The organism is Cystobacter fuscus, assembly GCF_044360685.1.
Taxonomy (GTDB): Bacteria; Myxococcota; Myxococcia; order Myxococcales; family Myxococcaceae; genus Cystobacter; species Cystobacter fuscus_C.
In genome coordinates, this window is record NZ_CP043491.1 from 7306757 (window position 1) to 7332761 (window position 26005).

A 26005-nucleotide genomic window follows, 5' to 3' on the forward strand; every position below is an offset into this window, starting at 1 on the left:
ACGGAGGCGTGGGGCTACTCTCCCCTTCCTTCGGTCTCCGCCGCCGCACCCCGGGCCTGCTCACGCTCGGCGGCCTGCTTCGTCTCTTCCCACTCCGTCAGGGCGGAGGCCACGGGGTGGAGCGTGTGGCGCATCAGCCGCTTGTGGTGCACCGCGAGGTAGTGCTCCCCGGCGATGGACACGAAGGCAAAGGGAGAGGCGGGGTGGTTCTTCAGCCACCCCTCTGCTTCCGCACGGGTTTCGAATGTGGGCGTCGCGGGAGGTATTCCTCTCGCGGCGAGCTCTTCGATGTATGGCTCGATGATGTAGTCCCGGTACATGTCGCGAGCGTTCTCTTCACGAGAATACCAGGCCAGATAATACTCATCGCCAATGAGTATGCGTGCCGGACTGGGTGGCTCCGCGAGCCCCTTCAGCCAGGCCTCCGCCTCGTCGCGTTTCATGAAATGAGCGATGGCGAGCGGAGCATACTCGGGTCGATTGTTGACGTAGTCCTCGACGGCGGCGAGTTGTTCGGTGTCGGCGATGAAGTTGACCAGGTTGATGAGGACGGCCGCGGACTGCTTTTGTTCAGGTTCAGGCGCCTCGTCGAACGCCTTCAAGAGAAGCCTCATGATCTCATGTGAGGTCGCATCCTTGCTCGCGTCGAGGGCGGGACTCACTTGGGGGCGTGGCGTGGGAGAAATCCCCTTGAGGTAGTCTTCAAACAGGTAGACCTGGCCTGTTTCGCCGATGAATGCCCTGTATTCATTAACCTGGGGCCAGAGCCGCTTTTCTTCTTCTCTGCCCTCGAGTCGAGCTGCTTGCCACCGGGATGCGGCGAATCGCGATGCGCTTATCAAGGCGTCATGGATTCTCACCAGGTCGCCTCCGCGATGTGTGGGGTGGCAGGGAATGCGAGGGGATTCTCCGCGACGAGCACGATCGGCATCAGGATGAGAACACCTCCGCCCGAGGCGGCGACCGCGGCAACGAAGGCGACTCCGGCGATGACGATGACGGATCCCGCGAGAATCTCCTCGCGGTGATTCTTGATCCAATCCACCGCGGGCTCTATCGCATTGAACTCCGCGGCATGTTCCTCGGCCCATTTGCCCATTCGCCGCTTGCACATGTCTGCCTGCTTCATGCAATGCTCTGGACACCACCACTTCCTGGCTTCGCGCCACGGCTGTATCTTGATGGCGTCATATCGCCAATGCCCGACCCACACCGGCCTGCTACTCGCGAGGCAGTCCTCCACGCACTGGACTCGTCGGCCTTCGCAGTACTCGTCCAGCCCCGTCGAGGAGACGCGCACGGTGCCTCGGTTCGAGCTCATCGCGCTCGTGGTGTACGGGAACGTCGTCAGGTCGAAGTCCTCGAGCGGCTTCCAATCGTGCGTCACCCGCCCGTCCGGCATCTCCTGGATGAGGAGCGCGTACCTGGCGAGGTCGTGCTGACCGGTGGGGCCCCAAGCCGCGACAGTGGGCCGGGTGACACTACAGGAAACAAGGAAAAGACTGAGGCCCAGCGCCATGAGCTTCCGAGGAAGCGTTCTGGTGGTCATGTAGGATTCTCGGGGTTGCGCCGGTGTCCGCTGCGTCCATGTCAAGGTGGTCTTCGCGCACCAGGAGGTGGACACCTGCACCACCTGGAGTGAATCGAGCCCCATGTACCCCAGGCTTCCGCGAGGCGCACGAACCTCCGTGGACCCGGTTTGCGCATCGGGTTCCCGAAAAAAAATCCGTGCCAAGTCCGCCGGAGCCGATTTGTTGGCCCCCGCGAAGACCCCCTTTACAGATGCGTTTCGCTCCCCAAAATGGCCGCCCAATCGTGCTACACGCCTGTGTAGCGACGCACGACACGGACGGAGACAGGCGCTTGGCGGAGGCGAGGGAATTCAGGGAGTTGCGGGTGGTGGCGGATGCGGCGGCGGTGATGGCGTCGGAGGAGGCACTCTCCTCGGAAGCCGGGCAGCAGGCGCAGGCGTTGACGCCCTTCCACGAGCGGCTGCTCGCGGAGGAGCTCACCATCAAGAGCTCGGACTCGCGCGAACGGCTCGCCGGGGCGCTGGCCGAGGCGCGCGTGGACTTGAACCCGCACCAGCTCGAGGCCGCGTGCTTCGCCCTGGACTCGCTCTCGCGCGGCGGCTGCATGCTCGCGGACGAGGTGGGCCTGGGGAAAACCATCGAGGCCGGCATGGTGCTCGCCCAGCTCATGGCCGAGGGCAAGACGCGCATCCTCATCCTCGCCCCGGCCGTGCTGCGCGCGCAGTGGAACAGCGAGCTGCGCGAGAAGTTCGACCTCGAGTCCGTCATGGTCGACGGCCGCACCGTGCGCGCCACCGGCAACTGCTTCGATCAGCCCTTCCCCGTCATCTGCTCGCACCCGTTCGCCGCCAACAAGGCCGCGCTCGTGGCGGAGATCCCTTGGGACGTGGTCGTCATCGACGAGGCCCACCGGCTGCGCAACGCCTACAAGGCCGGACACAAGACGGGCCAGGCCCTGCGCGCCTCCCTCCAGGGCCGCCCCAAGCTGCTGCTCACCGCCACGCCCCTGCAGAACGACCTGATGGAGCTGTTCGGCCTCGTCACGCTCCTGGACGAGCAGATCCTGGGCCCCGAGCATGCCTTCCGCAGCCGCTACCGGCTGGAGGGCGAGACGGGCGGACTGCCCGGCGACGTCGCCACCGAGCTCAAGGAGCGGCTGGCCCCCGTCGTGCAGCGCACGCTGCGCCGACAGGTGCGCGAGTACGTGCGCTACACCAACCGCCGCTCCATCGTGGAGGACTTCGCCCCCTCGCCCGAGGAGCATGATCTCTACGAGAAGGTGAGCGAGTACCTGCGGCGCTCCGAGGTGGCCGCCATCGAGCCGGGCAAGAAGACGCTGCTCACGCTCTGCTACCGCAAGCTCCTGGCCTCCTCCACCTACGCCATCGCCCCCACCCTGCGCCGGCTCTCGGAGAACCTCACCAAGCGCCTGGAGGCGGCGCGCCTGGGCCAGCGCGCCCTGGGCTTCTTCGAGCCCGAGGAGGCCAGGCAGTTCGCCGAGGAGGGCGAGGAGTGGCTGGAGGACTCCTCCAGCAAGCCCGTGAGCATCCGCACGCTCGAGAACGAGATGTGGGAGCTCAAGCAGTACGCGGACCTCGCCGACTCCATCAAGGTCAACGCCAAGGGCGAGGCGCTCCTGCGCGCGCTGGATCGCACCTTCAAGGTGATGAAGGGCCAGGGCTGGCCGGAGAAGGCGCTCATCTTCACCGAGTCCAAGCGCACCCAGCAGTACCTGTGCACGCTGCTGTCGCAGAACGGCTACGAGGGGAAGATCTCCCTGCTCTCGGGTGACGCGGCCGGTGGCCCCGAGGAGCGCCGCGCGCTGGTGAACGAGTTCCGCGAGAAGACGCAGATCCTCATCTGCACCGAGGCGGGCGCCGAGGGCCTCAACCTCCAGTTCTGCAACCTGGTGGTGAACTACGACCTGCCGTGGAACCCGCAGCGCGTGGAGCAGCGCATCGGCCGGTGCCACCGCTATGGTCAGCAGCGCGACGTGCTCGTCATCAACTTCCTCAACCGGCGCAACGCCGCGGACGCGCGGCTGTACGAGCTGCTCGAGAAGAAGCTGAACCTCTTCGACGGCGTGTTCGGCGCGTCGGATGAAATCCTCGGCGCGCTGGAGAGCGGCGTGGACTTCGAGCGGCGCATCCTCGACATCTACCAGTCCTGCCGCCACCCGGACGACATCAACGCCGCGTTCGACAAGCTGCGCTCGGACATGGAGGGCCGCATCAGCGAGCGCATGACGGAAGCGCGCTCGGTGCTGATGGAGCGCTTCGACGGGGACGTGCGGCGGCGGCTGCGCATGGCGGGCGCGCAGACGAAGGAGGCGCTGGAGAAGCGCCAGCAGGGCGCGCGCGCGCTGACGGGCTCGGTGCTGGGCAGCCACGCCTCGGGCCGGCTCCAGGTGGCCAAGGCCGCCTATGCCGTGCGCGACAGGACGCACGACGCCATCAACTACCTGCAGCTCAACGCGGCGGGCCTGCCCGCGCGGCTCGCGCGGCTGGCGGGCAGCGAGGGCTGGTGGTTCGTCTACAAGTGCGAGACGACGGGCCTCAAGGCCGAGGAGCGCATGCTCCACCTGGTGCTGGTGCTCGAGCGCGACGGCAAGAGCTTCCGCGCCCTGCCGCTCGAGGACGGCGAGCACTTCATGAAGCTGGTGGGCAAGGAGGAGCGGCGCCGCCAGCCGCCTCCCGTGTCCGTGACGCTCATGCAGGAGCAGGCGCTCATGGCCGCCAAGGACGAGGTGCTGCGCGCCGCCGAGCGCCGCAATGCCCTGGAGCTGGATCTGGCGCGCGAGCGTGCCGACCGCTTCGCCGAGGACTGCCTCCTGGAGTCGCGCGAGGCGGTGGAGCGCGCGCGCGAGGCCTGGCAGGAGGCGCGCCGCCACGTGTGCTCCCAGGAGGATCCCGCCGAGCGCATGAAGGCGCGCGCCCACGCGGAGCGGCTCGAGCGCGAGTACCGCAAGAAGCTCGCCTCGCTGCGCAACGAGGAGGAGAAGCGCTACGCGGCCAAGGATCGGCAGATCGCGGACCTCGCCAACAAGGCCAAGGTCACCGAGAAGCGCTCCCTCATCGCCTCCGCCTACTTCTGGCTGTCCTGAGGCCGCCCGGCCCCCTGCCTTCCGAGGGGGCCACACGCCGTGTACGAGCCAAAGCGAAGGCCGGTCGTTACCCTGCCTTCATGTCCGACGCTCGTTCCGTGCGCCCGCCCTGGAAGTCTGGCTTCGTGCTCGTGTGCAAGAAGTGCTCGGGCAACAAGAACCTGGACTTGAGGAAGTGGCTGGAGCGCCGGCTGGAAGCGGAAGGCCACGGCGACGAGGTGAAGGTGCTCAAGGTGAGTTGCATGGACATCTGCCCCAAGGCTCGGGTGATGGCCGTGGTGCCACCGGGGCCCGAGGGCTCGCCGGGCGGCTGCTACGCGGTGGATCCCCTCCACGAGCGGGAAGATTTCTACCGGCGCGTCCTGCAACTTCTTCCGGAGGACCATCCCAAGACGCACTAGGGCCTAGGACTCCCGGGGCTTGAGCCGCACCCAGGTCGCGCCCCAGCCGCCATCCGCCTCGGTCGCGGACCGGAAGGACTCCACTTCGGGAAGCTTGGGGAGCAGTGACTGGACGGTGCGTCTCAGCGCGCCCGTGCCCTTGCCGTGGATGATGCGGATGTCGAGCACCCCGGCCTCACGGCACGCCCAGAGATACTCGGTGACGACGTCCTTCACGTCCCGGGGGTGGAACGGATGCAGATCCAGGTTCCCATCCAACGGCAGCGCCACCGGCGCCTCCGGATCGAACCCAGCGTCCTCGTCCCCCTCGTTACTGGCCACGACGCATGCGGTCAGCCTCTTCGTGCCGACGCACCGCGTCCAGGCGCCGCTGTTCCCGGGCCGCCTGGAACTCGGCCTCCAAGGTGGAGACTTCGTTTCGCAGGGCGGAGAAATGTTTACGCACGTCTTCCCAGGTATCACCCGCTGGCGCGATTTGCGCCTGCGCCTCGGCACCAGGGCCCGCACCACCGGCCGCTGCCATGCGTGCCACCAAAGCCGCAACAAGGACCGATCTCATACCCTCCCCTTCAGCAAGCCACGTGCCATGCTCCAAGCCCCTTCAATCACACACATTGCCCCACTCCCTTCCACACCGGGTGGGGGCTCACGGCGCCACGGCGGAACTGGACGCGGTGCGTGAAATGACGCTGCGCGCCAGGTGGATGGCGGACAGGGGGGCGCTGCCCTCGGCCTTGTTGTTGAGGGTGGCGAAGACAGGCCGGCCCAGGTTGAGCGCGGCGGTGGCGACGCGGGCGATGCCCTCTCGGGTGCGCGGGTCCTCGTCCACGAGCCTGTCGAAGGGGAAGTAGCGCTTGCGGGCCTCCTCGTAGTCCAGGTTCGGCGGGAGCATCCAACGCACCACGAGCGCGGGTGCCTGCAAGGCGCGCAGGCGGACGGCCTGCCGCTCGGCGGGCGGCAGGTTCTTCCACACGGCGAGCACGGGGCAGGCCCCCGCGTCGGCGAGCAACTGGCCCAGGGCGTCCGTCATCAGGGCCTCGTTGCGGACCTCGACGGCGTACAGCGGGCCCCGCGGGAGCGCGGCGAGGAAGGTGTGCAGCCGCTCCAGGAAGGGGCCCACGCCACCGAGCTCCTGGACGTCCTGCGGCGGGAGCTGGAAGACGATGGGCCCGGCCTTCTCCCCCAGGCCCTCGACACACGGCCCCACGACGAGGTCGGCCGCGTAGGCGGCGTCGAGGAAACGGGCGTTGGGCTGACCTCGGACGTCGCCATAGCGCGCATGCACCGGCCAGCGCGCGAGCGTACAGGCCTCGTGGGCCTTCACGAGGAAGCGGAAGCCCGGAGGCACCTGGGCGGCGTAGTCCGCGAAGGTGGCGGCGGGGATGGGCGCGTAGAAGGTCCGGTCCACCCCCACGGTGCGCAGGACGGGATGCTGGGCGTACGCGGCGAGCCCCTCGCGCGACAGCCGCGCTGGCGTGGCCTCCCGGTCGTAGACGAGCCCCTTCCACCCGGGAAACGTCCACGAGGAGGTGCCCAGGTAGAGCGCCGGGGGAAGCCGCTCACCCAGGGCCCGGACGTCGTCGGGCAGCTCGGCGGGACCGACGGGCTCGCCCTGCCCGCGCCGCCGTCCCTTGGCGGGAGTGGGGCTCGGCGCCCCGGTGAAGAGATCGAGTTGGGAGGAATCGGCCATGTGCGCTCCGGTGGACTCTATTTCTAGAGTAAGCCCGAGCGGCCACACTTCCAAGGTCTTCTCCGCCGAAACACCGGGGGCCGGCAGGCCGGGGGGGCGGGCACCCGGCCGCGATGCACCGCGTCGCGCGCGGGGCCGTCAGTTCGTTTCCGGGACGTCCGCCGCGGCCTTGCGCACGGTGAGCACCGCGGCGTCCACCTCGGCGAGGATGCGGCGGGCGTGGGTGAGGAAGGCCGTACCCGCGGGCAGCAGCCGCATGCCGCGCGGCGTGCGCTCGAAGAGCGGCGTTCCCAGCTCGTCCTCGAGCGACAGGATGTGACGGCTGAGCGGGGGCTGGGACAGGTGCAGCCGGCGCGCGGCGCGGCCCACGTGGCCCTCTTCGGCCACCGCGACGAAGGACTGGAGGTGCGTGAGGCTCACGGCCCCGAGTCTAGCGCCTCTGCGGACTCCGGTCCCAATGCCAAGACAGCATTGGACGCCCAGACGCCCCAGGTCCACCTTGCCCGCCATGGGAATTCCACTGCTCAAGGGAATGGACGTCGAGCGCCTGCGGCACGCGGGACGGGCCGCGGCCGGGACGCTCGCACATGTCGCGGCCCGGCTCGCCCCGGGCATCTCGACGGCGGACATCGACATGTGGGTGCGCGAGGACACGGCGCGGCGGGGCGGCACCCCCAGCCAGCTCGGCTACAAGGGCTTTCCGGCGGCCGTCTGCACCAGCCGCAACCACGTCGTCTGCCATGGCATCCCCCGCCCGGACGAGCGGCTCGCGCCCGGAGACATCATCAACGTGGACGTCACCACGTGCCTCGGGGGCTTCCACGGGGACACCTCGGCGACGTTCCTCATCGGGGAGGTGTCCGCGGAGGCGCGTCATGTGGTGGACGTGGCGCGCCGATGCCGCGACGCGGGCGTGGCGGTGGTGCGCCACGGGGCCCGGCTCGGAGACATCGGCGCCGCCATCGAGGAGCTCGCCCGCCAGGAGGGCTGCAGCGTGGTGAGCGAGTTCGGCGGACACGGCATCGGCCACCAGATGCATCTGCCGCCCCATGTGTCGCACGTGGGCAGACGCGGCACGGGCATCACGCTGCGCTCGGGCATGGTGATCACCATCGAGCCCATGGTGAACCTGGGGCGCCCGGAGATCCGGGTGCTGCCGGACGGATGGACGGTGCTCACGGAGGACGGGAGCCTGTCGGCCCAGTTCGAGCACACCGTGCTGGTGACGCGCGAGGGCTGCGAGATCCTCACCCCCGCGCCCCCGGCCGGGGAGATGCTGTAGGGTCCGCCCCCGCGCCCCCCTCCGAGAGCCCGGGCGCGCGAGGAGCGAGCCGTGCAGCTGACCTTCATCGATACCGAGCACCCGCTGTACCCGGAGGAGCTGGAGCTGCGCTACCAGGTGCTGAGGGCCCCCCTCGGCTTCGACCGGTCCTCGGTGAAGTTCCCCTTCGACGCGCAGAGCCTGCACCTGGTCGCCGTGGACGCGGGGCGGGTCGTCGGGTGCGTGCTCTTCCACCCGGAGAGCGAGCACTCGGGCAGGCTCTTCCAGATGGCCATCGAGCCCGCGCGGCAGCGGACCGGCCTGGGGGCCCGGCTGGTGCGAGCCCTGGAGGAGGAGCTGGGGGCGCGGGGCTTCCGGGAAGTCACCCTCCACGCGCGTGCCCACGTGGCGGGCTTCTACGAGACGCTCGGCTACGAGGTGTATGGCGAGCCGTTCGTGGAGGTGAACATTCCGCATGTCCACATGCGGCGGAGTCTGAACGAGGCGCGGCGGAGCGGACCGGGGGGGCGTTAGGCTTCGAGGATGTCCGAGCTGCCCGCCGCGCTGCCATCCTCCGATCCACTCGCCACCCTCAACGCGGCCTTCCGCGAGGCCTACGCGGCGCGCCGGGATGCCGTCCTCGCGGGGATGGGCCCCGTCATCGCCCAGATCGACGACCTGCTCATCCTGCGCATGCGGGGCGAGCGCCATGAGGGCCCCGCGCGCACCCGGCGCTACCACGAGTTCAAGTCGCTCGCCCACCTGCCCCTCGCCCTCTACGTGCTGCTGTCGGGCCAGCTCGGCGTGCTCGACGAGGCCACGTGCGAGCGACTCACCACCCTGCGGCGGCTCGTCACCGACACCGAGGCCAGCCTCGCGCGGCGGACCTTCTCCTCCGAGGAGCGTACCCGCCAGCATCGCCTCCTGGGCCAGGCGCGCGACCTGATCGACCAGGTCCTCTCGAGCGCGAGCGTCCCCGCCGGGACGCTCGCCGCCTATGTCCGTGCCCAGGCGCCGGATCTGCTGCGCAACGCCGAGGACGCCGCGCGGGATCAGCTCGAGACCATGCACGCCACCGTCGAGGCCTGGAAGCAGCGGATGACTCCGGAGGAGCGCGACCAGTTGCGCGCGGTGGTCGCCGTCTCGCACATGTCCCGCCCGGGCAACGTGGCCGTGCAGTACTTCTCCGTCACCCTCGGCGAGCGCTGGGAGGGCCGCTTCGACCACGAGGGGCTCGACCCGGGCAAGCGCGTGCTGGCGGCCGAGACGACCTTCGACGAGGAGGCCTCCTTCGCGTTGCTGGCCACCCACGTGCTCGATACCAACGTGGGCACCCGCTTCTTCGGCGAGGAGTCGCGCCTGTCTCGCGACGCGCTCGCGGACGCCGCGGAGCGGCTCCTGGCGAGGATGTTCCACCGGGAGCCCGATCCCCCCTCGCCCCCCATCGACGCCTAACGCCCCGGAGGCGCACCGATGACCTGGTGGACCACCGCCAACAAGGGCCCCAACCGGAAGGGCTTGGGCAGGAAGGCGGCACACGGCAGGTGCCGCCAGAAGCTCGGGGGCGCCGAACTCATGATGACCATGGGGATGTCCCGCAGCTCGGGCGTCTTCTTCATGGCGTCCAGCAGCTCGGGTCCATTCATCAACGGCATCATGTAGTCGGCGAGCACCAGGGAGGGACGCTCCGCCGCCATGCACTCCAGCGCCTGGCGCCCGTCGAACGCCACCATCGTCGGGTAGCCCTCGTCCTGGAGCAGATCCCTGATGGTCTCGACCATGCCGAATTCGTCATCGACGATGAGGATGGGCCCCATGCCTATTGGCCCCGATGCGTCGGGACCCGTGCCTGTCCCGTCAGGAGTTGCTGTCCATCCTCGATGATCTCACCCACGGCCAACCCCTTGTCCCCGATGATCAACTCGCGGAAGGAGTGATCGTAACCGCTGTTGCGCACCTTCATGGCACAGATGAAGCGGCGCAGTTGGGAGCGCAGTTCCACGGAGCGCAGATAGAGGATGTTCTCCGCCACCAGGGACAGGCCCTGGAGGGGAAACTTCAGCTCCGGACCGAAGGCGGACGGCGTCTCGGCCGTGTAGATCAACGTCACGTCCCGCTGGCGGCACTCGTTGACGAGCGCCGCCAGGAAGCGCGTGACCCGGCCCCGCTGGCCACTGGCCTTCTGCAGCCCGTCGTACCCGTCGAGGAAGAGCCTGCGCACGCCCTTCTCTCGGATGAGGGACAGCAACTGCACCCCGAGCTTGTCGAGGACGTTCTCCAGGGGCGGGTGGTAGCTGATTTCGAGCTCTCCGCGCTCGACCAGGGCATCGAGGTCCAGACCGACGCCGCGCGCCTGGACCCGCATGCGCTCCGGAGAGTCGTAGAAAGCGAAGTGGTGGCCGCGCTCACCCTGGCGCGCTCCCTGCGCGAGGAAGCTCACGCCCAGCAGCGTCTTGCCGCTGCCCGGAGGGCCGTACAGCAGGGTGGAGGAACCGGACGGAATGCCCCCGTGCAACATCGCGTCCAGCCCGGCGATGCCGAAGGCGCACCGCGTGTGGCCCGAGGGGGTATGGGCGACATCCTCGCGCGGAAGCGACTCCAGGCGGGGGTAGACGACGAGCCCATCGGAGGTGATGTCGAAGCCGTGCCAGCCGAGCAGGTGCGCGCTGCCCCGGAACTTGCGTACGTCCAGCTCCCGGAGCATGCGCGCGCCCTGCGTGCGCTGCCGCAGCACGATCAACCCATCCACCATGGTGTGCTCGGCGCGCAGCCCCTTGCCACCGCCCGTGGTGAGGATGAGGGTGGTACACCCCAACATGCCCGTCACCACCTGGAGGTTGTGGATGAACTTCTTGAGCGCCTGGGGGGACGGGGCCATCTCCTCGGCGGCCACCAGGCCGTCGAGCACGAGCAGCGAGGAGTCGCGGGCCTTGATCTCCTTGCGGATGAGCGCGAGCAGGGCATCCAGTCCGCCCTGCTCCAGCACGTTGAAGGCGCTCACGTACGTGGCGGCCCGCCCGATGCGGGAAGCATCGAAGAACGAGAGCGGCTCGAGGTTGGAGACCAGATCCGTGTGCGACTCGGCCAACAAGGTGACGTACAGCACCCCGAGTCCCTGCCGGATGTGATGGAAGCAGGTCTGGTTGGCGAGGATCGTCTTTCCCGCGCCCGGCAGCCCCATCAGCATGTAGGTCCGGCCCCGGCGGAACCCCCCGTGCAGCACCGTATCGAGGCCCGGGACGCCCGTTGAAATCCGCTCCTGAGGACCTGGACCGTGCTCTGTCATCACTGTTCTCTCCTCCACCACAGACTAACGGCCCGTGTTCGGTGCGTGCGTAGCTGGAACGGTCTTCTCGCGCCAGCGTCATCTGTCGAACGCCCCTCTTCCGCCCGCGACCCCCGGTTCCCGCGCGGCTGGTAATCGGCTCCGTGGCCGCACCCGCCACACCCCACCGCCCGCGAGGAGCCGCGCATGTCCGGTCCACTGAGTGATTCGGAGCTGGAGAAGATCGACGCCTACTGGCGCGCCGCCAACTACCTCTCGGTAGGGCAGATCTATCTCAAGGACAACCCGCTGCTCACGCGCCCGCTCGTGCTGGACGACCTCAAGCCCCGGCTGCTCGGGCACTTCGGCACGACGCCCGGGTTGAACTTCATCTACGTCCACCTCAACCGCATCATCCGGCTGAACCAGGCCAACATGATGTATGTGATTGGCCCGGGACATGGCGCCCCCGGCATCATCGCCAACACCTTCCTCGAGGGCTCCTACACGGAGACCTACCCGAACATCGAGCGCAACACCGATGGGGTGAAGCGGCTGTTCCGCCAGTTCTCCTGGCCCTACGGTGTCCCCAGCCATGACTCGCCGGAGGTGCCCGGCTCCATCAGCGAGGGCGGCGAGCTGGGCTACAGCCTGCTGCACGCCTACGGCGCCGCCTTCGACAACCCGGACCTCATCGTCGCCTGCGTGGTGGGAGACGGCGAGGCGGAGACGGGCCCGCTGGCGGCGAGCTGGCACTCCAACAAGTTCCTCAACCCCATCTCCGATGGCGCGGTGCTGCCCATCCTCCACCTCAACGGCTACAAGATCGCCAACCCCACGCTGCTCGCGCGCATCGACCCGGACGAGCTCGAGGCCCTCTTCCGCGGCTACGGCTACCACCCCTACGTCCTGGAGGGGGATGACCCGCGGACGATGCACCAGCGGATGGCCGAGGTGCTCGACACCCTCTACCGGGAGATCCGCGACATCCAGCGCCAGGCGCGCGAGAACAACGACGCCACCCGGCCCCGCTGGCCCATGTTGATCCTCCGCACCCCCAAGGGCTGGACGTGCCCCGCCGTCGTGGACGGCAAGCCGGTAGAGGGCACCTGGCGCGCCCACCAGGTTCCGCTCGACGAGGTGCGCACCAACCCCGAGCACTTGAAACTGCTCGAGCAGTGGCTGCGCAGCTACAGGCCCCACGAGCTGTTCGACGAGCACGGCACCTTCCGCGAGGAGCTGGCGGAGCTCGCGCCCAAGGGGCGGCTGCGCATGGGCGCCAATGCCCACGCCAACGGGGGGCAGCTCCTGGTGCCGCTCGTGCTGCCCCACTTCCGCGAATACGCGGTGGAGTGCGGCACGCCGGGCTCCCACCTGGTGAGCGCCACGAGCGTGCTGGGCAAGTACCTGCGCGACGTCATGCGCCGCAACCACTCCCAGCGCAACTTCCGCATGTTCGCGCCGGACGAGAACGCCTCCAACCGCTTGCAGGCCGTCTACGAGGCGAGCGGCAAGCGGTGGAATGCCCGCTACGAGGACGTGGACGAGTCGCTCTCCGTGGAGGGCCGCGTCATGGAGGTATTGAGCGAGCACCTGTGCCAGGGGTGGCTCGAGGGCTATCTGCTCACCGGACGCCACGGCTTCTTCTCCTGCTACGAGGCGTTCATCCACATCGTCGACTCGATGTTCAACCAGCACGCCAAGTGGCTCAAGTCCGCCAGGGACCTGGCGTGGCGCAAGCCCATCGCCTCGCTGAACTACCTGCTCAGCTCCCACGTGTGGCGGCAGGATCACAACGGGTTCTCCCATCAGGATCCCGGCTTCATCGACCACGTGGCCAACAAGCGCGCCGACACGGTGCGCATCTACCTGCCCCCGGACGCCAACACGCTCTTGTCCGTGGCGGACCACTGCCTGCGCACGAAGAACTACGTGAACGTCATCATCGCGGGCAAGCAGGCCGCCCCGGTGTGGCTCGACATGGAGAGCGCGGTGCGCCACTGCGCCGCGGGCATCGGCATCTGGGAGTGGGCGGGCAACGAGGCGGGAGGCGAGCCGGACGTGGTGATGGCCTGCGCGGGGGACGTGCCCACCCTGGAGACGCTCGCCGCGGTGACGGTGCTGCGCGAGTGGGCGCCAGAGCTGAAGGTCCGCGTCGTCAACGTCGTGGACCTCTTCACCCTGGAGCCCGTCGGCGGCCACCCCCACGGACTGAACGATGAGGACTTCGACCGGCTCTTCACCCGGGACAAGCCCGTCGTCTTCGCCTTCCACGGCTACCCCACCATCGTGCACAAGCTCACCTACAACCGGGCCAACCACGGCAACATCCACGTCCACGGCTACAGGGAGGAAGGCACCACCACGACCCCCTTCGACATGACCGTGCTCAACAAGCTGGATCGCTACACGCTGGCGCTCGATGCGATCCGCCACTCCCGGACCACGGCCCACCGGGTGAAGGACGCCGAGCAGCGGCTGTCGGAGGTGCTCCAGCGGCACAAGCTCCACGTCTCCGAACATGGCGAGGACCTGCCGGAGGTGCGCGACTGGAACTGGACGGCGCGATGAACGGCCCCCTGCTGGTCATCAACAGTGGCTCGTCCTCGCTGAAGTTCGGCGTGTATGCGCACCGCGAGGGCCATGAGGCCGTGCTGTTCAAGGGCGCGGTGCGGCACATCGGGGGCGAGCGGGGCAGCCTGTCCCTCCAGGACGCCCACGGACAGAAGGTGTTCGAGAAGTCCGCGCCCTACCCCACCCAGCGCGAGGCGTTCGATCGGGCCATGGACCGGCTGGAGTCCCTCGGCCACACCTCACCCGTGGCGATCGGCCACCGCGTCGTCCATGGGGGGCCGCACCTGCGCGAGCACCGGGCACTGACCGACGAGGTCCTTCACACCCTGGAGGCGACGACGCACTTCGCGCCCCTCCATGTGCCGCCGGCGCTCGAGCTGATCCGCCACGCGCGCGAGCGCTACCCGTCCGTGCCCCAGTTCGCGTGCTTCGACACGGTCTTCCACCGCACCCTGCCCGAGGACGCGGCCGTCTTCCCGGTGCCGCGCCAATACCGGGACCAGGGCGTGGAGCGCTATGGCTTCCACGGGCTCTCCTACGAATCCATCGTGGAGCGGCTCAAACCCCGGGTGCCCGAGCGCACTGTCGTGGCGCACCTGGGCAGCGGAGCCAGCCTGGCCGCGCTCCGCCACGGCCTCTCCGTGGACACCACCATGGGGTTCACCCCCACCGGCGGCATTCCCATGGGCACGCGCACGGGTGATATCGACCCCGGCGTGCTGCTCTGGTTGCTGCGCCAGGGCCACGCGGATGCCGAGGGGCTCGAGTCCCTGGTGAACCACGACTCGGGGCTCAAGGCGCTCTCCGGAGGGACGAGCGACATGTCCGAGCTCACGCGCGCCGCCGGCTTCGGTGATGCTCCGGCGGCGCTGGCGCTCTCGGTCTTCGTGCGGAGCATCGCCAAGACGATCGGGGCCTATGCGGCGGTGCTCGGAGGAATCGACCTGCTCGTCTTCACGGGAGGCATCGGCGAGAACAGTCCCATCGTGCGCCAGCGGGTCTGCGCGATGCTCGGCCATCTGGGGCTGGTGCTCGATGACGCCCGCAACCGGGACGGCCAGGGCATCATCTCGGCGCCCGGCTCGCGCGGGACGATCCAGATCCTCCCGAGCGAGGAAGAGGAGCAGATCGCCCGCCATACGCGCCGGCTGATGCGGGCCTGACTCAGGCCGGGTGCAGCTCCATGGGGAGCACCGCGGGCCCACGGGTCGTCACCGCCACGTTCCACGTCACGGGACCGGGCTCGCGCACCAGCCGGTCACACCGCTCGAGCAGCACCTCCATGGCCAGGCGCGCCTCCAGCCGTGCCAGGGGAGCCCCCACGCAGAAATGAATGCCCTGGCCGAAGGCCAGACTCGGCACGCCCGTGCGATCCATGTCGAAGCGGTGGGCGTCGCGGTAGACGGACTCGTCCCGGTTGGCCGAGACGAACTGCACGAGCACCGTGGCCCCCTTGGGCAGCTTCACCCCGCCCAGTTCCGTCTCCTGGGTGGTGGTGCGGATGGTGGACTGGGAGGGGGACTCGAAGCGCAGCACCTCCTCGACGAACCTGGGCACGAGCGTCCGGTCCTTCTTCAGCCGCGCCCAGATGTCTGGATTGTCCGCCAGCGTCAGCCCGCAGAGCCCCAGCAAGTCATACGTCGTCTCCAGGCCCGCGACGAGCAGCAGGACGAGGAAGCCCATCAGCTCGTCATCCGACATCACCCCGCCTTGCGCCCTGGCCTGAAGCAGATCACTCACCACGTCATTGCCGGGCTCGCGTTGGCGCAGCTCCAGGACGCCGGTCAGGTGGTGCTTCATGTCGTCCAGGGCCGCGACCAGCTCGGCCCGTCGCTCCGTGGCGTCCGCGGGGATGATGCCGACCCCCGTCACCGCGTCCGCCCAGCTCTTGAAGCGCGGCGCCAACGAGGCATCCAGCCCCAGCAGCACGCCCATGGCGCGCGAGGGCAGCGCCAGGGCCATCGACTCGACGAAGTCCACCCGGCGGCGCGCCAGCATGTCGGCGACGATCGACTCCGCCGAGGCGCGGATGGAAGACTCCAGGCGGGCCACGCCCGGAGCCGAGAAGGTCCGGGTGATGAGTGAGCGCAAGCGGGTGTGGGTCGGCGGATCCATCATCAGGATGGAGTCGATCACCGGGTTGCGCTGCTCGAGCCAGGCCGGCTGCACGGCGGAACGGAAGCCCTCGGACGAGAAGAGCTGCGGATTCTTGAGGACGTAGAGCACGTCCTCATAGCGGGTCACCGCCCACATTCCTCCCGGCTCCACCTGGCTCACCGGCGCTTCCCTCCGGAGTGCCGCATAGAAGGGGTGTGGGTTGTTCCAGATCTCGGGCGCGTAGACGTGGGGTCGATGGGTCATGAAGGGGACTCGAGAAAGGACCTGGAGGATAGGTCCAGCCTCGCACCGGCGGCAATGCGCCCTCCCCCCGCGCGGAGCTCGACCTCACTCGCCCGGCATCTCGATGTGGAGAGACATGGGTCGTGGTACCTTGGACGCTCGGCTTTCGAGACGAGGGTGATTGGGACGTGAGGCAGTGGTGAAACCATCAGGGGACGACGCCGTCCGGTCGAGAGGCTTCATCCTTTGGTTCACGGGCCTGTCCGGCGCGGGCAAGAGCACGCTCTCGGTGGAGGTCGGCCGCAGACTGGTGCCCAGGCACTCCGTGGACATCCTCGATGGGGATGAGATCCGCAACTTCCTCTCGCGCGGGCTGGGGTTCACCCGGCCGGATCGCGAGGAGAACATCCGGCGGATCGGCTTCGTGGCGCGGCGGCTCGCCAGGCATGGCATCGCGGTGCTCTCCGCCGCCATCTCTCCGTATCGCGACTCGCGCGACGAGGTGCGGCGGCTGGCGGCCGAGGAGGGCATCCCCTTCCTCGAGGTGTACATGCAAGCCAGCCTGGAGGTCCTCATCCGTCGAGACGTGAAGGGGCTCTACAAGAAGGCCCTGGCGGGTGAGATTCCCCACTTCACGGGCATCTCGGATCCGTACGAGCCGCCCGAGTCGCCCGAGCTCTTGATCCGAAGTGATTCGGAGAGCGTGGACATGAGCGTGGCCCGCGTCCTCGCGGTTCTCGAGCAGCGGGGGCTGACCGCGCCGGCTCGATGAATCCTGTCCGCTGGGACACCCTGCCCGAGCAACCAGACGAGCCCAGGATGCCCGCTCGCCTCTCTCCGAGGTGTCGGACATCACCCGGCGGGTCGCCTGAAATTCAGGCGAGGGGGTGTCAACCGCTTGCCCGATGAGCACCTCTCCAGAGAGATGAGGCCCGCGACTCCGCTCCCTTTCGTGCGTGTGCTCACCTGGGCCTGCCGGGGCGGGCTGTGCGCCTTCATCGGCCTCTATACCCTGTGTGCCGTGCTCAACATGCAGTTGGGCTATCAGGGCAATGAGAACACCGAACTCACCGCCCTGGTGTGGCGGGAGTGGCGGCACGTGGTGTTGGGTCAGGTGGCCCGCCTGCTCACGGCCCATACGGTGCTGGGGCTGCTCGCGGGGCTCGGCCTGGGGTTGGGCGCGTGGGGAGTGGGCGTGAAGCGTTGGAGCGCGGCCTTCCTGTGGGGGCTCGGCGGAAGCCTGCTCCTCGCGCTGCTCGCGCTCCTGGGGGACATGGCGCACCATCCCCACCTCTACGCCGCCACGCTCTACACCCGCGCGGAATGGACACGGGCCCTGCTGCTGGCGGTCAGCCAGACGTCTCCCGCGCCCTGGCGGGCCCTGGCCGCGTTGCTCATCACCATCTCCCCCGTGCTGGCGCTCTGGCGCCTCGGGCGGGAGCGCCGAGGGGAGGTCCGGACGCCGCGGCGCGCGCCGGCCGCGCTGAAGCCCTTGGGGGTGGCCGTCCTGGGCGCGCTCCTCATGGGACTGCTGCTCGCGTGGAACCCCGGCCCCGTGGCCTCCGAGCGGCCCCGCCGCCCCAACCTGCTCATCCTCGCCTCGGATGGGCTGCGGCCGGACCACCTCTCGGGCAACGGCTATCCCCGCCTGACGTCGCCGAACATCGATCGGCTCATGCGCGAGGGCAGTCACTTCGAGGAGACGCTCGTGCAGATTCCGCGCACGGGGCCCTCGTGGACGACGCTGCTGAGCTCCCAGTGGGCGGGCCAGCACCCCATCCGTCACACCATGGTGGGCCCCGAGGCACGCGCTCAATCCTTTCCCACGCTCGCCACCGCGCTGCGCGAGGCGGGCTGGCGGACGGAGGTGCTGTCCGACTACGCGGGTGACATCTTCTCGCGCCTGCCGCTGGGCTTCGAGCACGTGAGCGCCCCGGCCTTCAACTTCCCCGAGCTCATCCGCCAGCGCATGCTCATCACCCAGGTGACGCTGCTGCCGTGGACCGCGCTCGTGCCCTCGTTCTTCCCCGAGCGGCAGCAATTTCCCGAGCTCACCGACCCCTCCCCGCTCGCGGCGAGCACCCGCCGCGCGCTCGACGGCTTCCGCTCCGACGAGCCCTTCGCGCTGCTCGTGTTCGCCTCGGTGACGCACTTCCCCTACGCCGCGCCGCATCCGCACGAGGGCCAGTTCCTCGCGCCTGGAGAGCGGGGACCCTGGCGCTTCGGGGCCACGCCCCAGATGGAGCCACCGCGCGTGTCCCCGAGTGACTCGGACAAGGCGGCGCTGGTGGCCAACTACGACGCGAGCGTGCTCGCCTTCGACGCGTTCGTGGGGCGGACGATGGAGGAGCTGGAGCGGAGGGGGCTCGCGGAGGACACGCTGGTGGTGGTGCTGTCGGACCACGGCGAGCACCTGGAGGAGAGCGACCGGGGAATGGGCCATGGGGAGCACCTGTGGGGCGGCGAGGCGCTGCGCGTGCCCTTCATCCTGCGCTGGCCCGGGAAGGTGGCGGCGGGCCGGGAGGTGGCCACGCGCGCCCGGGCCATCGACGTGGCGCCCACCCTGCTGGAACTGCTGGGCGTGGAGGCCCCAGCGCGCTTCCAGGGGCGCTCGCTGGCCTCACAGCTCACGCCGGAGCGGGAGCCTGCCGTGCTGGAGGAGTTGCCCGCGCTCCTCGAGACGGACCTCTGGTTCTCGGATCGGGATGGCCAGCGCTACCAACAGTTCCGCCTGCCCTACCCCTGGCTCTACGAGACCATGAGGGCGGAGCCCGGCACGGGGGACCTCTCGCTCAAGCCCGAGTGGGAGGAGACGGTGGAGCGCGCCAGGCACCGGGGTCTCTACCTGGGCCGCTGGAAGCTATTGGAACTGCCCACGCGCGAGGGGCTGCGCGTGGAACTCTATGACGTCCGAGCGGACCCCGAGGAGCGGCACGAGGTGTCCGCCGCGCATCCCGAGGTGGTGGCCGAACTACGCGCCCGGCTCCACCGGGAGCGCACCTGGGGTGAGTCCACCGAATCGTATTGACGCTCCGCCACGGCGTGGAGGCGGCGGGAATCGAAGCCACTCAGGGTGGAGCCGCCCTCCCTTGGGATTAGAAGCTCACCCCCAGTTTTCCCTCTGATGATGGCTCCCCCGCTTCGAACTTCGTGTGTCGAATCCTGGCGGCTTCCCCCATCATTGTTGGGGCTGCGGCGCCAGGGGCCCTCTGTATTGGGAGCGCTATTGACTACAGCAAAAGATATGATGACGTCGCATATTGGCGGATTCGCGGACGAGAGCAGCAGTTGATTGATTCTCTTGGTGGTGCCTGGTCTGACACCGAGAAGCGCTATCGGACCGAGAATGTCATCCGCAGCGTGGCGAAAGACAATCCGTGGGGCAGACGGTTTCACGACGCTGCCAAGGAGCGGTGGGGTCAACTTTACTCTTACACAGGGTATTAGAAATGGCGCGAATGCCGAGATTTTATAGGCCAGGGACGTTTTTGAGAATCCGCCTCTCGGACGGCTCTTTCGGCTACGGGAGGGCACTGACGCGAACGCATGATGCCTTCTACAACTACAAGACGGAGAGCCCTGATACAGATCTCGATCGGATTGCATCCAAGCTCATCCTCTTCAAGGTGGCTGTCCGTCATTTGGATCCCAAATTGTGGGAGGTCATCGGGTGGAGAGATCTTGAGGAACCGCTGACTCAACCGATTATCTCATTCAGACAGGATATATTGGACTTCCGCAACTGCACGATCTTCGACCTGGACGGTCATTCGAGGAGTGCCGAACCCCACGAGTGTATTGGACTGGAGCAAATGGCTGTTTGGGAACAGCAGGCAGTCGAAGAACGCCTGCTCGACACATTCATGAGGCGGCCCAACGCCACGGTGGAGCACCTGAAAGTACGCCTGAAATAGGCAGTCTCTCACAGTCAGGGCGGACGAGCGCATGGAGCGGCTCAACCTCCAGTGTCAGCCTGAATGAAGTGCCCGTCCACGCCCAGGGCTGCTGGTTCACATCATCGATCTTCACTTCGAGGAAGAGGTGATTCTTCAACCGCAGGACACTGCCTTGAGGCTCGGTCGGCCCGCGGCAGCCGGGCTCATGGTTTTGCCTTCTGGCTCACCTCGCTCGGTCGGCGCGGAGGTTCAGCTTCCGTGCAACAGCCGCTCAACCTCTGGCCGTGAGCAGCAACAATCCTTCATGCCGTGCGTGCGCGGTCCGCAGAGCGCGGGGAATGAAGGCGAACAGCCCCTCGGGTTGGGTGAACTCGTTATTGCCACGGTCCAACCAGCGCCGGGCTCGCGTGAGCATCTCCGGCGAGGGTGTTTCGATCACGGAGTCCACGAGGGGCAGGACCTGACCGACATCGCTCGGCGCCACGAAGAGGGCGCCAAAGTGGCCCGGGAGTCGTGCCACTCGCTCCGCTCCCAGTCCGAAGTACAAGGCCGCGGCGGCTGGAATGCGGTCGGTGATGATGATGCTTGCACGCTCCCAGTCGAGTTCGATGCCCCATTCCTCAGGCGCTACCCCTCTCAGGAAGAATTCTCGCCCGAATCCACTCAGTGCCTCCGGGCGGAACAACTCCTCAAAATCCACGGTCCCCTCGGCATGCGTCAGCGCACCGGGACGAGCGGGATCCGGAACGAACTCAGGAATCAGGGAGTCGGGAGACTCGCGCCAGCGCTCGAGCACCCGCTGCGCGGTCGGACTCACGGGCGAGGCAGCCACGGCCTCGGCGAAACGCGTGGCGACCCTGGTGGTGAGTTCGGGAGGGATGCGGAGAGACAACCAGAAGAAGGACACGCCCATGGGGCAAGTCTAAGCGCCCGAGCACGGCGCTGGTGACCAACTACGACGCGAGCGTGCTCGCCATTCGACGCATTCGTGGGGCGGACGATGGAGGAGCTGGAGCGGCGGGGGCCCGCGGAGGACACGCTGGTGGTGGTGCTGTCGGACCATGGCGAGCACCTGGAGGAGAGCGACCGGGGAATGGGCCATGGGGAGCACCTGTGGGGCGGCGAGGCCTTGCGCGTGCCCTTCATCCTGCGCTGGCCCGGGAAGGTGGCGGAGGGCCGGGAGGTGGCCACGCGTGCCCGGGCCATCGACGTGGCGCCCACCCTGCTGGAGCTGCTGGGCGTGGAGACTCCGGCGCGCTTCCAGGGGCGCTCGCTGGCCTCCCAGCTCACGCCAGAGCGGGAGCCTGCCATGCTGGAGGAACTGCCCGCGCTCCGACGGTGCTTTCGCGCGGAGGGAGGGCGGCGTGCACTTCGAACCGTTGCCGCCCCCCAGTAATTCTTCAATCCCCTCGACATTGGAAATTCCATCGAAGAAATTGTATTGACGGATTAACAAGAATTCTGTGAAAATCAGGCTGAACCCTGATTGCTTTTCGTCATATTGCAGTGGACGCCATCAAATGCGTCATCCATCCCTTTCTGGAGCCAAGATGCGCCTGTTGGACTTGCGGCGGGTATCAAGCGCCATTTCCGCTCTTCTATTGGTCGGATGCGGCGGCGCGGAGAAAGAAGGAAGCCAAGCGCAAAGCCTTTCTTCCAACGCCGGAACAGCACCGAACCAAGAAATTTCCGCGGCGGCGGCAGACGACGACATCCTGCGTTGGGTCAATCCCTTCATTGGAACGAAGGACGGCACGGGAAGAGGCGCGATCGGCAACACGTTTCCCGGTGCCACCCTGCCGTTCGGCATGGTGCAGTTCAGCCCCGACACGACTTACGGAGACGAAGACTTCACGGCATACGGTGGCTATGGATATGACCGTGGCAGCTTGAAGGGCATGAGCTTGACCCACATCAGCGGGCCAGGATGCCAGGTTGCACAAGATCTTTCGTTTTTTCCGATCGTCGGCGCCATTGGAAGATCTCCGGGCACGCATCTCGACGACTACAAGGTCGGATACTCTCACACGAATGAGAAAGCCATCCCGGGATACTATCGGGTAGGCATGAACAACGGCGTGAATGCCGAGCTGACGGCCACGCTGCGGACCGGCCTGGCCCGGTTCCAGTTCCCGAGCGCCGGCACGGTTCTCTTGAACATCGGTCGTACGGGTGGCGGCGCCAAGGGTGCGCAACTGGAGCTGCTCGGCGAGCGTGCGTTCCAGGGTGCGATCACCACGAACGGCATTTGCACCCAGGAAGGCACCAAGGGCCCCTACACCGTCTACGTCTACGGCGAGTTCGATCGGTCGTTCGACCAGTTCGGTGTTTATCAGGGCGACTCGGTTTCTCCGGGCGTGAGACGTGTGGGGCCTGCTCAGCAGAACGGCGGCTGGGTGCGGTTCTCGGCCGGCGGCCAGGTGCAGATGCGCGTCGGCGTTTCGTACGTCAGCATGGCGAATGCCCGGAAGAACCTCGAGGCCGAGAACCCCGGGTGGGATTTCAACGCCACCCGAGACACCGCGGCAAATACCTGGCGCTACCAACTGAGCAAGATCTGGGTGACGGGGGGGACCGTCGCCGAGCGGGAAACGTTCTACACGGCCCTGTATCACACCCAACTGCACCCCAACGTCTTCAACGACGTGAACGGCGAGTACATCGGGTTCGATGGGAAGACCTATACCGCGCAGGGCTGGAACAAGTACGCCAATTATTCAGGCTGGGACATCTACCGTTCGCAGATCCAACTGGTCGCATGGCTCGAACCGAAACGCGCGAGCGATATGGCCCGTTCTTTGATCGTCGATGCGCAGGCCGGAGGCGGTGGACTCGCGAAATGGCCGGTGGCGAACAACGACTCCTGCGTGATGATCGGGGACCCGGGGGCAGCCATCGTCTCCAGCATCCATGCCTTCGGCGGGCGTCAGTTCGATGCAGCGACCGCCCTCGAGGTGATCGATGTCGCCGCGACGAAGCCGGGACTCCGGACGTCACCGACGAACAACTGTCTGGCCCGGCAAGACCTCGACCGCTACCTTGTCTATGGCTTTGTTCCGGTCAACGCTTGGGCTCCCGGTGCCGTCACCTACGAATACGCCGTTGCTGATGCCGCGATCGGACACTTCGCCGACGCACTGGGCGATACCGTCCGCCGCGACAAATATCTGCAGCGCGCACAGTCCTGGAAGACGCTTTACTCCAACTACAGTGATATCGCGCATTTGCGTCGGGAGGATGGTGTTTGGTATGAGTCTTACAACCCGAATGTCGCGGCGGGCTGGCTGGAAGGAAACGCCTCGCAATATGTCTGGATGGTGCCGCACAACTATCGCGGCGTCATCGACCGCATGGGCGGGAACGAAAAAGCGATTGCGCGACTGGATCGCCACTTCGAGAAACTGAACGACGGTGGGGAGAGTCAGGGGGGCTATGCGTTCATGAGCAACGAGGTCGAACTCTGGGCGCCTTGGGCCTATAACCATGCGGGCGCGCCTTACAAGACCCAGGCGCTGGTCCGGCGCATCATGAACGAGCTGTTCTCGAACAAGCCCGAAGGCCTTGCCGGCAATGACGACCTGGGCGCGATGTCGGCATGGTATCTGTGGGGGGCCCTCGGGATCTACCCTTCGATTCCAGGCCTCGGCGGATTCGCCATCACTTCTCCCTTGTTCCCGTCCGTGCAGATAAAGATGGGCAACGGACATACGTTGACGCTCAACAGCAACGGTGCTGGAGCGAACGGCGTCTATATCCACGGCCTGAAGGTCAACGGACAACCGTCGACCAGGACATGGCTGCCCCTGTCATCCCTGAACGGGGACACGACCCTCGAATTCCAGCTCGCTGGGACTGCGAACTTCGGGTGGGGTACGAACCCCTCGGACGCTCCGCCGTCGTTCGACGGTCCGCGGTCCAGCCTCAGCCAGCAGAGCTTCTTCGCGGACTTCGAGTCGATCTTCAGCCAGCCGGATTGGAATGACAAGGTAGACCTGGACTTCTTCACGAATGCCAAGGCCTCGAGAAATGTCAGCGGCTACTGCTGCAACATGGACCACATGGAGTCATCCACCCGAACCGAAAAGGCGCACAGTGGCAAAACCGCTCTGCTCTACGCGGGGACGGACAATGCTTCCGAAGGCGGCTCCTATTCCTACAACAGGATCTTCGACGTGAACATACCTGTGACCAGCTCAACGCGACTGAGTTATTGGATCTATCCCCAGTCGCAAGGGAGCAGCAGCACCTATGTCGCCATTGACCTGATATTCCACGACGGCACCAGTCTGCGTGACTCCGGTGCAGTCGATCAGCACGGCGTCAGAGTGCACCCGGAGTTGCAAGGAAAAGGCGGCCGCCTGGTCAGCGACAGCTGGAACCTGGTGCAGAGCGATATCGGCAGAGTTGCGGCAGGAAAAACCGTCAAGAGGATTCTGGTCGGCTTCGATCGGCCGGATTCGACAGGCAATTTCCGCGGCTTCATCGACGACATCCAGATCGGGCCGTAGAGAACGGAGAGGGTGTCCGGAGAGGGTGTCAAAGAACTCGAGCAGGTGCGACACGCGGCGGGAAAGAGAAGGGAGGAAAGCAGGCCAGGAAATCCCCCCGACTCCACCGCGCCGCCGCCTCTCGAAATGCCGCGACGAAGGCCCGATATTGCTCGCGTAGCTCCCTCAATGCCTGCCGCGTGGAGGCATGGCCCAACGGCCTCGGGCTCCTCTTGAGGTGCTCGGGCCGGGTATGCGGGTGCTACCGGACGGCGTCTTCGTGCCGCGAGAAGGCGGCGTGCGCTTCGAACCGTTGCCGCCGCCCATGCAAGGCGAGGTGGAGCGGCTGCATCAATCGAGATCCGAAGCGTCGTGGCGCTCCGCTACCTGCTCATCCGGCGCGCCGCGCACGCGGTTGACCTTGCGGCCGCGGATCACGGCCGGACGGGCGGCGACTTCGTCGGCCCAGCGGCGCACCTGCTGGTAGTTGTGTACCGACAGGAATTCGGCGGCGCCGTACAGTTCGCCCAGCACAAGGCCGCCGTACCAGGGCCAGATCGCCATGTCGGCAATCGTGTACTCGTCGCCAGCAACGAAGCGACGCTCGGCCAGCAGGCGGTCGAGCACGTCGAGCTGGCGCTTGGTTTCCATCGCGTAGCGGTTGATCGGGTATTCCATCTTTTCTGGCGCGTAGACATAGAAATGGCCGAATCCGCCGCCCACGAAGGGCGCCGAACCCATCTGCCACATCAGCCAGTTGAAGGTCTCGGTGCGCGCCGGGATGTCCTTCGGCAGGAAGGCGCCGAATTTCTCGGCCAGGTAGACCAGGATGGAGCCGGACTCGAACACGCGCACGGGCGTCTCCCCGCTGCGGTCGACCAGCGCCGGAATCTTGGAGTTCGGGTTGATGGCGACGAAGCCGCTGCCGAACTGGGCGCCTTCGTTGATCTTGATAAGCCAGGCGTCGTATTCGGCACCGCTGTGGCCAGCCGCGAGCAGCTCTTCGAGCATGATGGTGACCTTCTGGCCGTTCGGTGTGCCGAGCGAATACAGCTGCAGCGGGTGTTTGCCGATCGGCAGTTCCTGCTCGTGGGTGGCGCCGGCGATCGGGCGGTTGATGTTGGCGAAGGCGCCGCCCGACGGGGTGGCCGGGGACCAGACCCGTGGCGGGACGTAAGGCGAGAATGGGTTCGAGCTGCTACCGGTCATCGTGTTCTCCTTGTGTGAGTTCTATCTGGGAGAGCGATGATGCCGGAAAATCGGCGGGTTTGCCGGAGAGATGCTGTTGTCCTGGGTCTTGTCGGCGAGCCAGGCGATCTTCACCTGGCCTTGCGGCGGCGCATCCCGGCCAAGCCCGCCAGGCCCAGACCAAGCAGCGTGATGCTGCCTGGTTCCGGCACATCATGCCGTTGCTGCCAAGGAAGATGTGAGTGTTTTATGTGGAGGCATTCACGGG

General features: G+C 67.2%; 23 protein-coding genes. 12 read left to right on the forward strand and 11 right to left on the reverse strand.

Annotated elements, in window-relative coordinates:
• Positions 1–14 precede the first annotated feature (14 nt).
• Entirely contained in the window at positions 15–860 is an 846-nt protein-coding gene (locus tag F0U63_RS29790; RefSeq protein WP_395834915.1) for a hypothetical protein, read from the reverse strand.
• Positions 857–1549 carry a hypothetical protein gene (locus tag F0U63_RS29795; protein WP_395834917.1) on the reverse strand — a complete coding sequence of 231 codons (693 nt, stop codon included), beginning with the start codon at positions 1547–1549 and terminating at the stop codon, positions 857–859. The genes F0U63_RS29790 and F0U63_RS29795 overlap by 4 nt, the downstream gene beginning before the upstream one ends.
• A 371-nt stretch (positions 1550–1920) precedes the next feature.
• On the opposite strand from F0U63_RS29795, the gene F0U63_RS29800 reads away from it, so the two are divergent.
• The gene (locus tag F0U63_RS29800; RefSeq protein WP_395848446.1) at positions 1921–4635 is read left to right on the forward strand and encodes an SNF2-related protein; all 2715 of its coding nucleotides are present in this window, start codon (positions 1921–1923) and stop codon (positions 4633–4635) included.
• A gap of 80 nt (positions 4636–4715) precedes the next feature.
• Positions 4716–5036 carry a (2Fe-2S) ferredoxin domain-containing protein gene (locus F0U63_RS29805; RefSeq protein WP_395834919.1) on the forward strand — a complete coding sequence of 107 codons (321 nt, stop codon included), beginning with the start codon at positions 4716–4718 and terminating at the stop codon, positions 5034–5036.
• A 3-nt stretch (positions 5037–5039) separates the two neighbouring features.
• Here F0U63_RS29805 and F0U63_RS29810 read toward each other — a convergent pair whose 3' ends face one another.
• The 3 genes from F0U63_RS29810 to F0U63_RS29820 all read right to left on the reverse strand — a co-directional run bounded on the left by F0U63_RS29810 (position 5040) and on the right by F0U63_RS29820 (position 7146).
• Complete coding sequence (locus F0U63_RS29810; RefSeq protein WP_395834921.1) at positions 5040–5357, reverse strand: Smr/MutS family protein; 318 nt, start codon at positions 5355–5357, stop codon at positions 5040–5042.
• Positions 5358–5682: 325 nt separating this feature from the next.
• Positions 5683–6726 (reverse strand): DUF72 domain-containing protein, encoded by a 1044-nt coding sequence (locus F0U63_RS29815; RefSeq protein WP_395834923.1) that lies wholly within the window; start codon positions 6724–6726, stop codon positions 5683–5685.
• A gap of 138 nt (positions 6727–6864) precedes the next feature.
• Positions 6865–7146, reverse strand: a complete 282-nt coding sequence (locus F0U63_RS29820; protein ID WP_395834925.1) for a LysR family transcriptional regulator — start codon at positions 7144–7146, stop codon at positions 6865–6867.
• Positions 7147–7234: 88 nt separating this feature from the next.
• On the opposite strand from F0U63_RS29820, the gene map reads away from it, so the two are divergent.
• Genes map through F0U63_RS29835 form a run of 3 tightly spaced genes read left to right on the forward strand, consistent with a single transcriptional unit; the run spans position 7235 to position 9442 of the window.
• Positions 7235–8008, forward strand: a complete 774-nt coding sequence (gene map / locus F0U63_RS29825; protein WP_395834928.1) for a type I methionyl aminopeptidase — start codon at positions 7235–7237, stop codon at positions 8006–8008.
• A 51-nt stretch (positions 8009–8059) separates the two neighbouring features.
• Positions 8060–8521 carry a GNAT family N-acetyltransferase gene (locus F0U63_RS29830; protein ID WP_395834930.1) on the forward strand — a complete coding sequence of 154 codons (462 nt, stop codon included), beginning with the start codon at positions 8060–8062 and terminating at the stop codon, positions 8519–8521.
• Positions 8522–8530: 9 nt separating this feature from the next.
• Positions 8531–9442 (forward strand): hypothetical protein, encoded by a 912-nt coding sequence (locus F0U63_RS29835; RefSeq protein WP_395834932.1) that lies wholly within the window; start codon positions 8531–8533, stop codon positions 9440–9442.
• Here the strand turns inward: F0U63_RS29835 and F0U63_RS29840 are convergent.
• Both F0U63_RS29840 and F0U63_RS29845 read right to left on the reverse strand, forming a co-directional pair.
• On the reverse strand, positions 9439–9804 hold the full coding sequence (locus F0U63_RS29840; RefSeq protein WP_395834934.1) for a response regulator: 366 nt from the start codon (positions 9802–9804) through the stop codon (positions 9439–9441). The two genes, F0U63_RS29835 and F0U63_RS29840, sit on opposite strands and share 4 nt — an antisense overlap.
• Positions 9805–9806: 2 nt before the next feature.
• A complete protein-coding gene (locus F0U63_RS29845) occupies positions 9807–11273 on the reverse strand; it encodes an RAD55 family ATPase (RefSeq protein WP_395834936.1) in 1467 nt (488 codons plus the stop codon).
• A gap of 186 nt (positions 11274–11459) precedes the next feature.
• Between F0U63_RS29845 and F0U63_RS29850 the strand changes: the two genes are divergently transcribed.
• Both F0U63_RS29850 and F0U63_RS29855 read left to right on the forward strand, forming a co-directional pair.
• A complete protein-coding gene (locus tag F0U63_RS29850; RefSeq protein WP_395834938.1) occupies positions 11460–13823 on the forward strand; it encodes a phosphoketolase in 2364 nt (787 codons plus the stop codon).
• On the forward strand, positions 13820–14989 hold the full coding sequence (locus tag F0U63_RS29855) for an acetate/propionate family kinase (protein ID WP_395834940.1): 1170 nt from the start codon (positions 13820–13822) through the stop codon (positions 14987–14989). Before F0U63_RS29850 ends, F0U63_RS29855 begins: the two co-directional genes overlap by 4 nt.
• A 1-nt stretch (position 14990) precedes the next feature.
• Here F0U63_RS29855 and F0U63_RS29860 read toward each other — a convergent pair whose 3' ends face one another.
• Positions 14991–16187 (reverse strand): cytochrome P450, encoded by a 1197-nt coding sequence (locus F0U63_RS29860; protein WP_395834942.1) that lies wholly within the window; start codon positions 16185–16187, stop codon positions 14991–14993.
• 178 nt (positions 16188–16365) lie between these two features.
• On the opposite strand from F0U63_RS29860, the gene cysC reads away from it, so the two are divergent.
• From cysC to F0U63_RS29875, 3 genes are all read left to right on the forward strand, one after another.
• Complete coding sequence (gene cysC / locus F0U63_RS29865; protein ID WP_395834944.1) at positions 16366–16938, forward strand: adenylyl-sulfate kinase; 573 nt, start codon at positions 16366–16368, stop codon at positions 16936–16938.
• A gap of 153 nt (positions 16939–17091) precedes the next feature.
• Entirely contained in the window at positions 17092–19194 is a 2103-nt protein-coding gene (locus F0U63_RS29870) for a sulfatase (RefSeq protein ID WP_395834946.1), read from the forward strand.
• Between the two features lie 430 nt (positions 19195–19624).
• Entirely contained in the window at positions 19625–20080 is a 456-nt protein-coding gene (locus F0U63_RS29875) for an Imm26 family immunity protein (protein WP_395834948.1), read from the forward strand.
• Between the two features lie 253 nt (positions 20081–20333).
• Here F0U63_RS29875 and F0U63_RS29880 read toward each other — a convergent pair whose 3' ends face one another.
• Positions 20334–20975: a hypothetical protein gene (locus F0U63_RS29880; protein ID WP_395834950.1), complete on the reverse strand. Its 642-nt coding sequence runs from the start codon at positions 20973–20975 to the stop codon at positions 20334–20336.
• 75 nt (positions 20976–21050) lie between these two features.
• Here F0U63_RS29880 and F0U63_RS29885 point away from each other — a divergent pair, with 75 nt between their 5' ends.
• Both F0U63_RS29885 and F0U63_RS29890 read left to right on the forward strand, forming a co-directional pair.
• On the forward strand, positions 21051–21458 hold the full coding sequence (locus F0U63_RS29885; RefSeq protein ID WP_395834952.1) for a sulfatase: 408 nt from the start codon (positions 21051–21053) through the stop codon (positions 21456–21458).
• Positions 21459–21612: 154 nt separating this feature from the next.
• Complete coding sequence (locus F0U63_RS29890) at positions 21613–24570, forward strand: GH92 family glycosyl hydrolase (protein ID WP_395834954.1); 2958 nt, start codon at positions 21613–21615, stop codon at positions 24568–24570.
• Positions 24571–24900: 330 nt separating this feature from the next.
• Here the strand turns inward: F0U63_RS29890 and yghU are convergent, their stop codons facing one another.
• Complete coding sequence (gene yghU / locus F0U63_RS29895) at positions 24901–25758, reverse strand: glutathione-dependent disulfide-bond oxidoreductase (protein ID WP_395834956.1); 858 nt, start codon at positions 25756–25758, stop codon at positions 24901–24903.
• A 110-nt stretch (positions 25759–25868) separates the two neighbouring features.
• A complete protein-coding gene (locus F0U63_RS29900) occupies positions 25869–25949 on the reverse strand; it encodes a PEP-CTERM sorting domain-containing protein (RefSeq protein ID WP_395848447.1) in 81 nt (26 codons plus the stop codon).
• Between the last annotated feature and the right edge of the window lie 56 nt (positions 25950–26005).

Bases quoted from the DNA above. Each gene is read 5' to 3' on its own strand.
- F0U63_RS29795 (WP_395834917.1), bottom strand. From the start codon at position 1,549: ATGACCACCAGAACGCTTCCTCGGAAGCTCATGGCGCTGGGCCTCAGT.
- F0U63_RS29800 (WP_395848446.1), top strand. From the start codon at position 1,921: ATGGCGTCGGAGGAGGCACTCTCCTCGGAAGCCGGGCAGCAGGCGCAG.
- F0U63_RS29805 (WP_395834919.1), top strand. From the start codon at position 4,716: ATGTCCGACGCTCGTTCCGTGCGCCCGCCCTGGAAGTCTGGCTTCGTG.
- F0U63_RS29815 (WP_395834923.1), bottom strand. From the start codon at position 6,726: ATGGCCGATTCCTCCCAACTCGATCTCTTCACCGGGGCGCCGAGCCCC.
- map (WP_395834928.1), top strand. From the start codon at position 7,235: ATGGGAATTCCACTGCTCAAGGGAATGGACGTCGAGCGCCTGCGGCAC.
- F0U63_RS29835 (WP_395834932.1), top strand. From the start codon at position 8,531: ATGTCCGAGCTGCCCGCCGCGCTGCCATCCTCCGATCCACTCGCCACC.
- F0U63_RS29840 (WP_395834934.1), bottom strand. From the start codon at position 9,804: ATGGGGCCCATCCTCATCGTCGATGACGAATTCGGCATGGTCGAGACC.
- F0U63_RS29845 (WP_395834936.1), bottom strand. From the start codon at position 11,273: ATGACAGAGCACGGTCCAGGTCCTCAGGAGCGGATTTCAACGGGCGTC.
- F0U63_RS29850 (WP_395834938.1), top strand. From the start codon at position 11,460: ATGTCCGGTCCACTGAGTGATTCGGAGCTGGAGAAGATCGACGCCTAC.
- F0U63_RS29855 (WP_395834940.1), top strand. From the start codon at position 13,820: ATGAACGGCCCCCTGCTGGTCATCAACAGTGGCTCGTCCTCGCTGAAG.
- F0U63_RS29860 (WP_395834942.1), bottom strand. From the start codon at position 16,187: ATGACCCATCGACCCCACGTCTACGCGCCCGAGATCTGGAACAACCCA.
- F0U63_RS29870 (WP_395834946.1), top strand. From the start codon at position 17,092: ATGAGGCCCGCGACTCCGCTCCCTTTCGTGCGTGTGCTCACCTGGGCC.
- F0U63_RS29875 (WP_395834948.1), top strand. From the start codon at position 19,625: ATGCCGAGATTTTATAGGCCAGGGACGTTTTTGAGAATCCGCCTCTCG.
- F0U63_RS29880 (WP_395834950.1), bottom strand. From the start codon at position 20,975: ATGGGCGTGTCCTTCTTCTGGTTGTCTCTCCGCATCCCTCCCGAACTC.
- F0U63_RS29890 (WP_395834954.1), top strand. From the start codon at position 21,613: ATGCGCCTGTTGGACTTGCGGCGGGTATCAAGCGCCATTTCCGCTCTT.
- yghU (WP_395834956.1), bottom strand. From the start codon at position 25,758: ATGACCGGTAGCAGCTCGAACCCATTCTCGCCTTACGTCCCGCCACGG.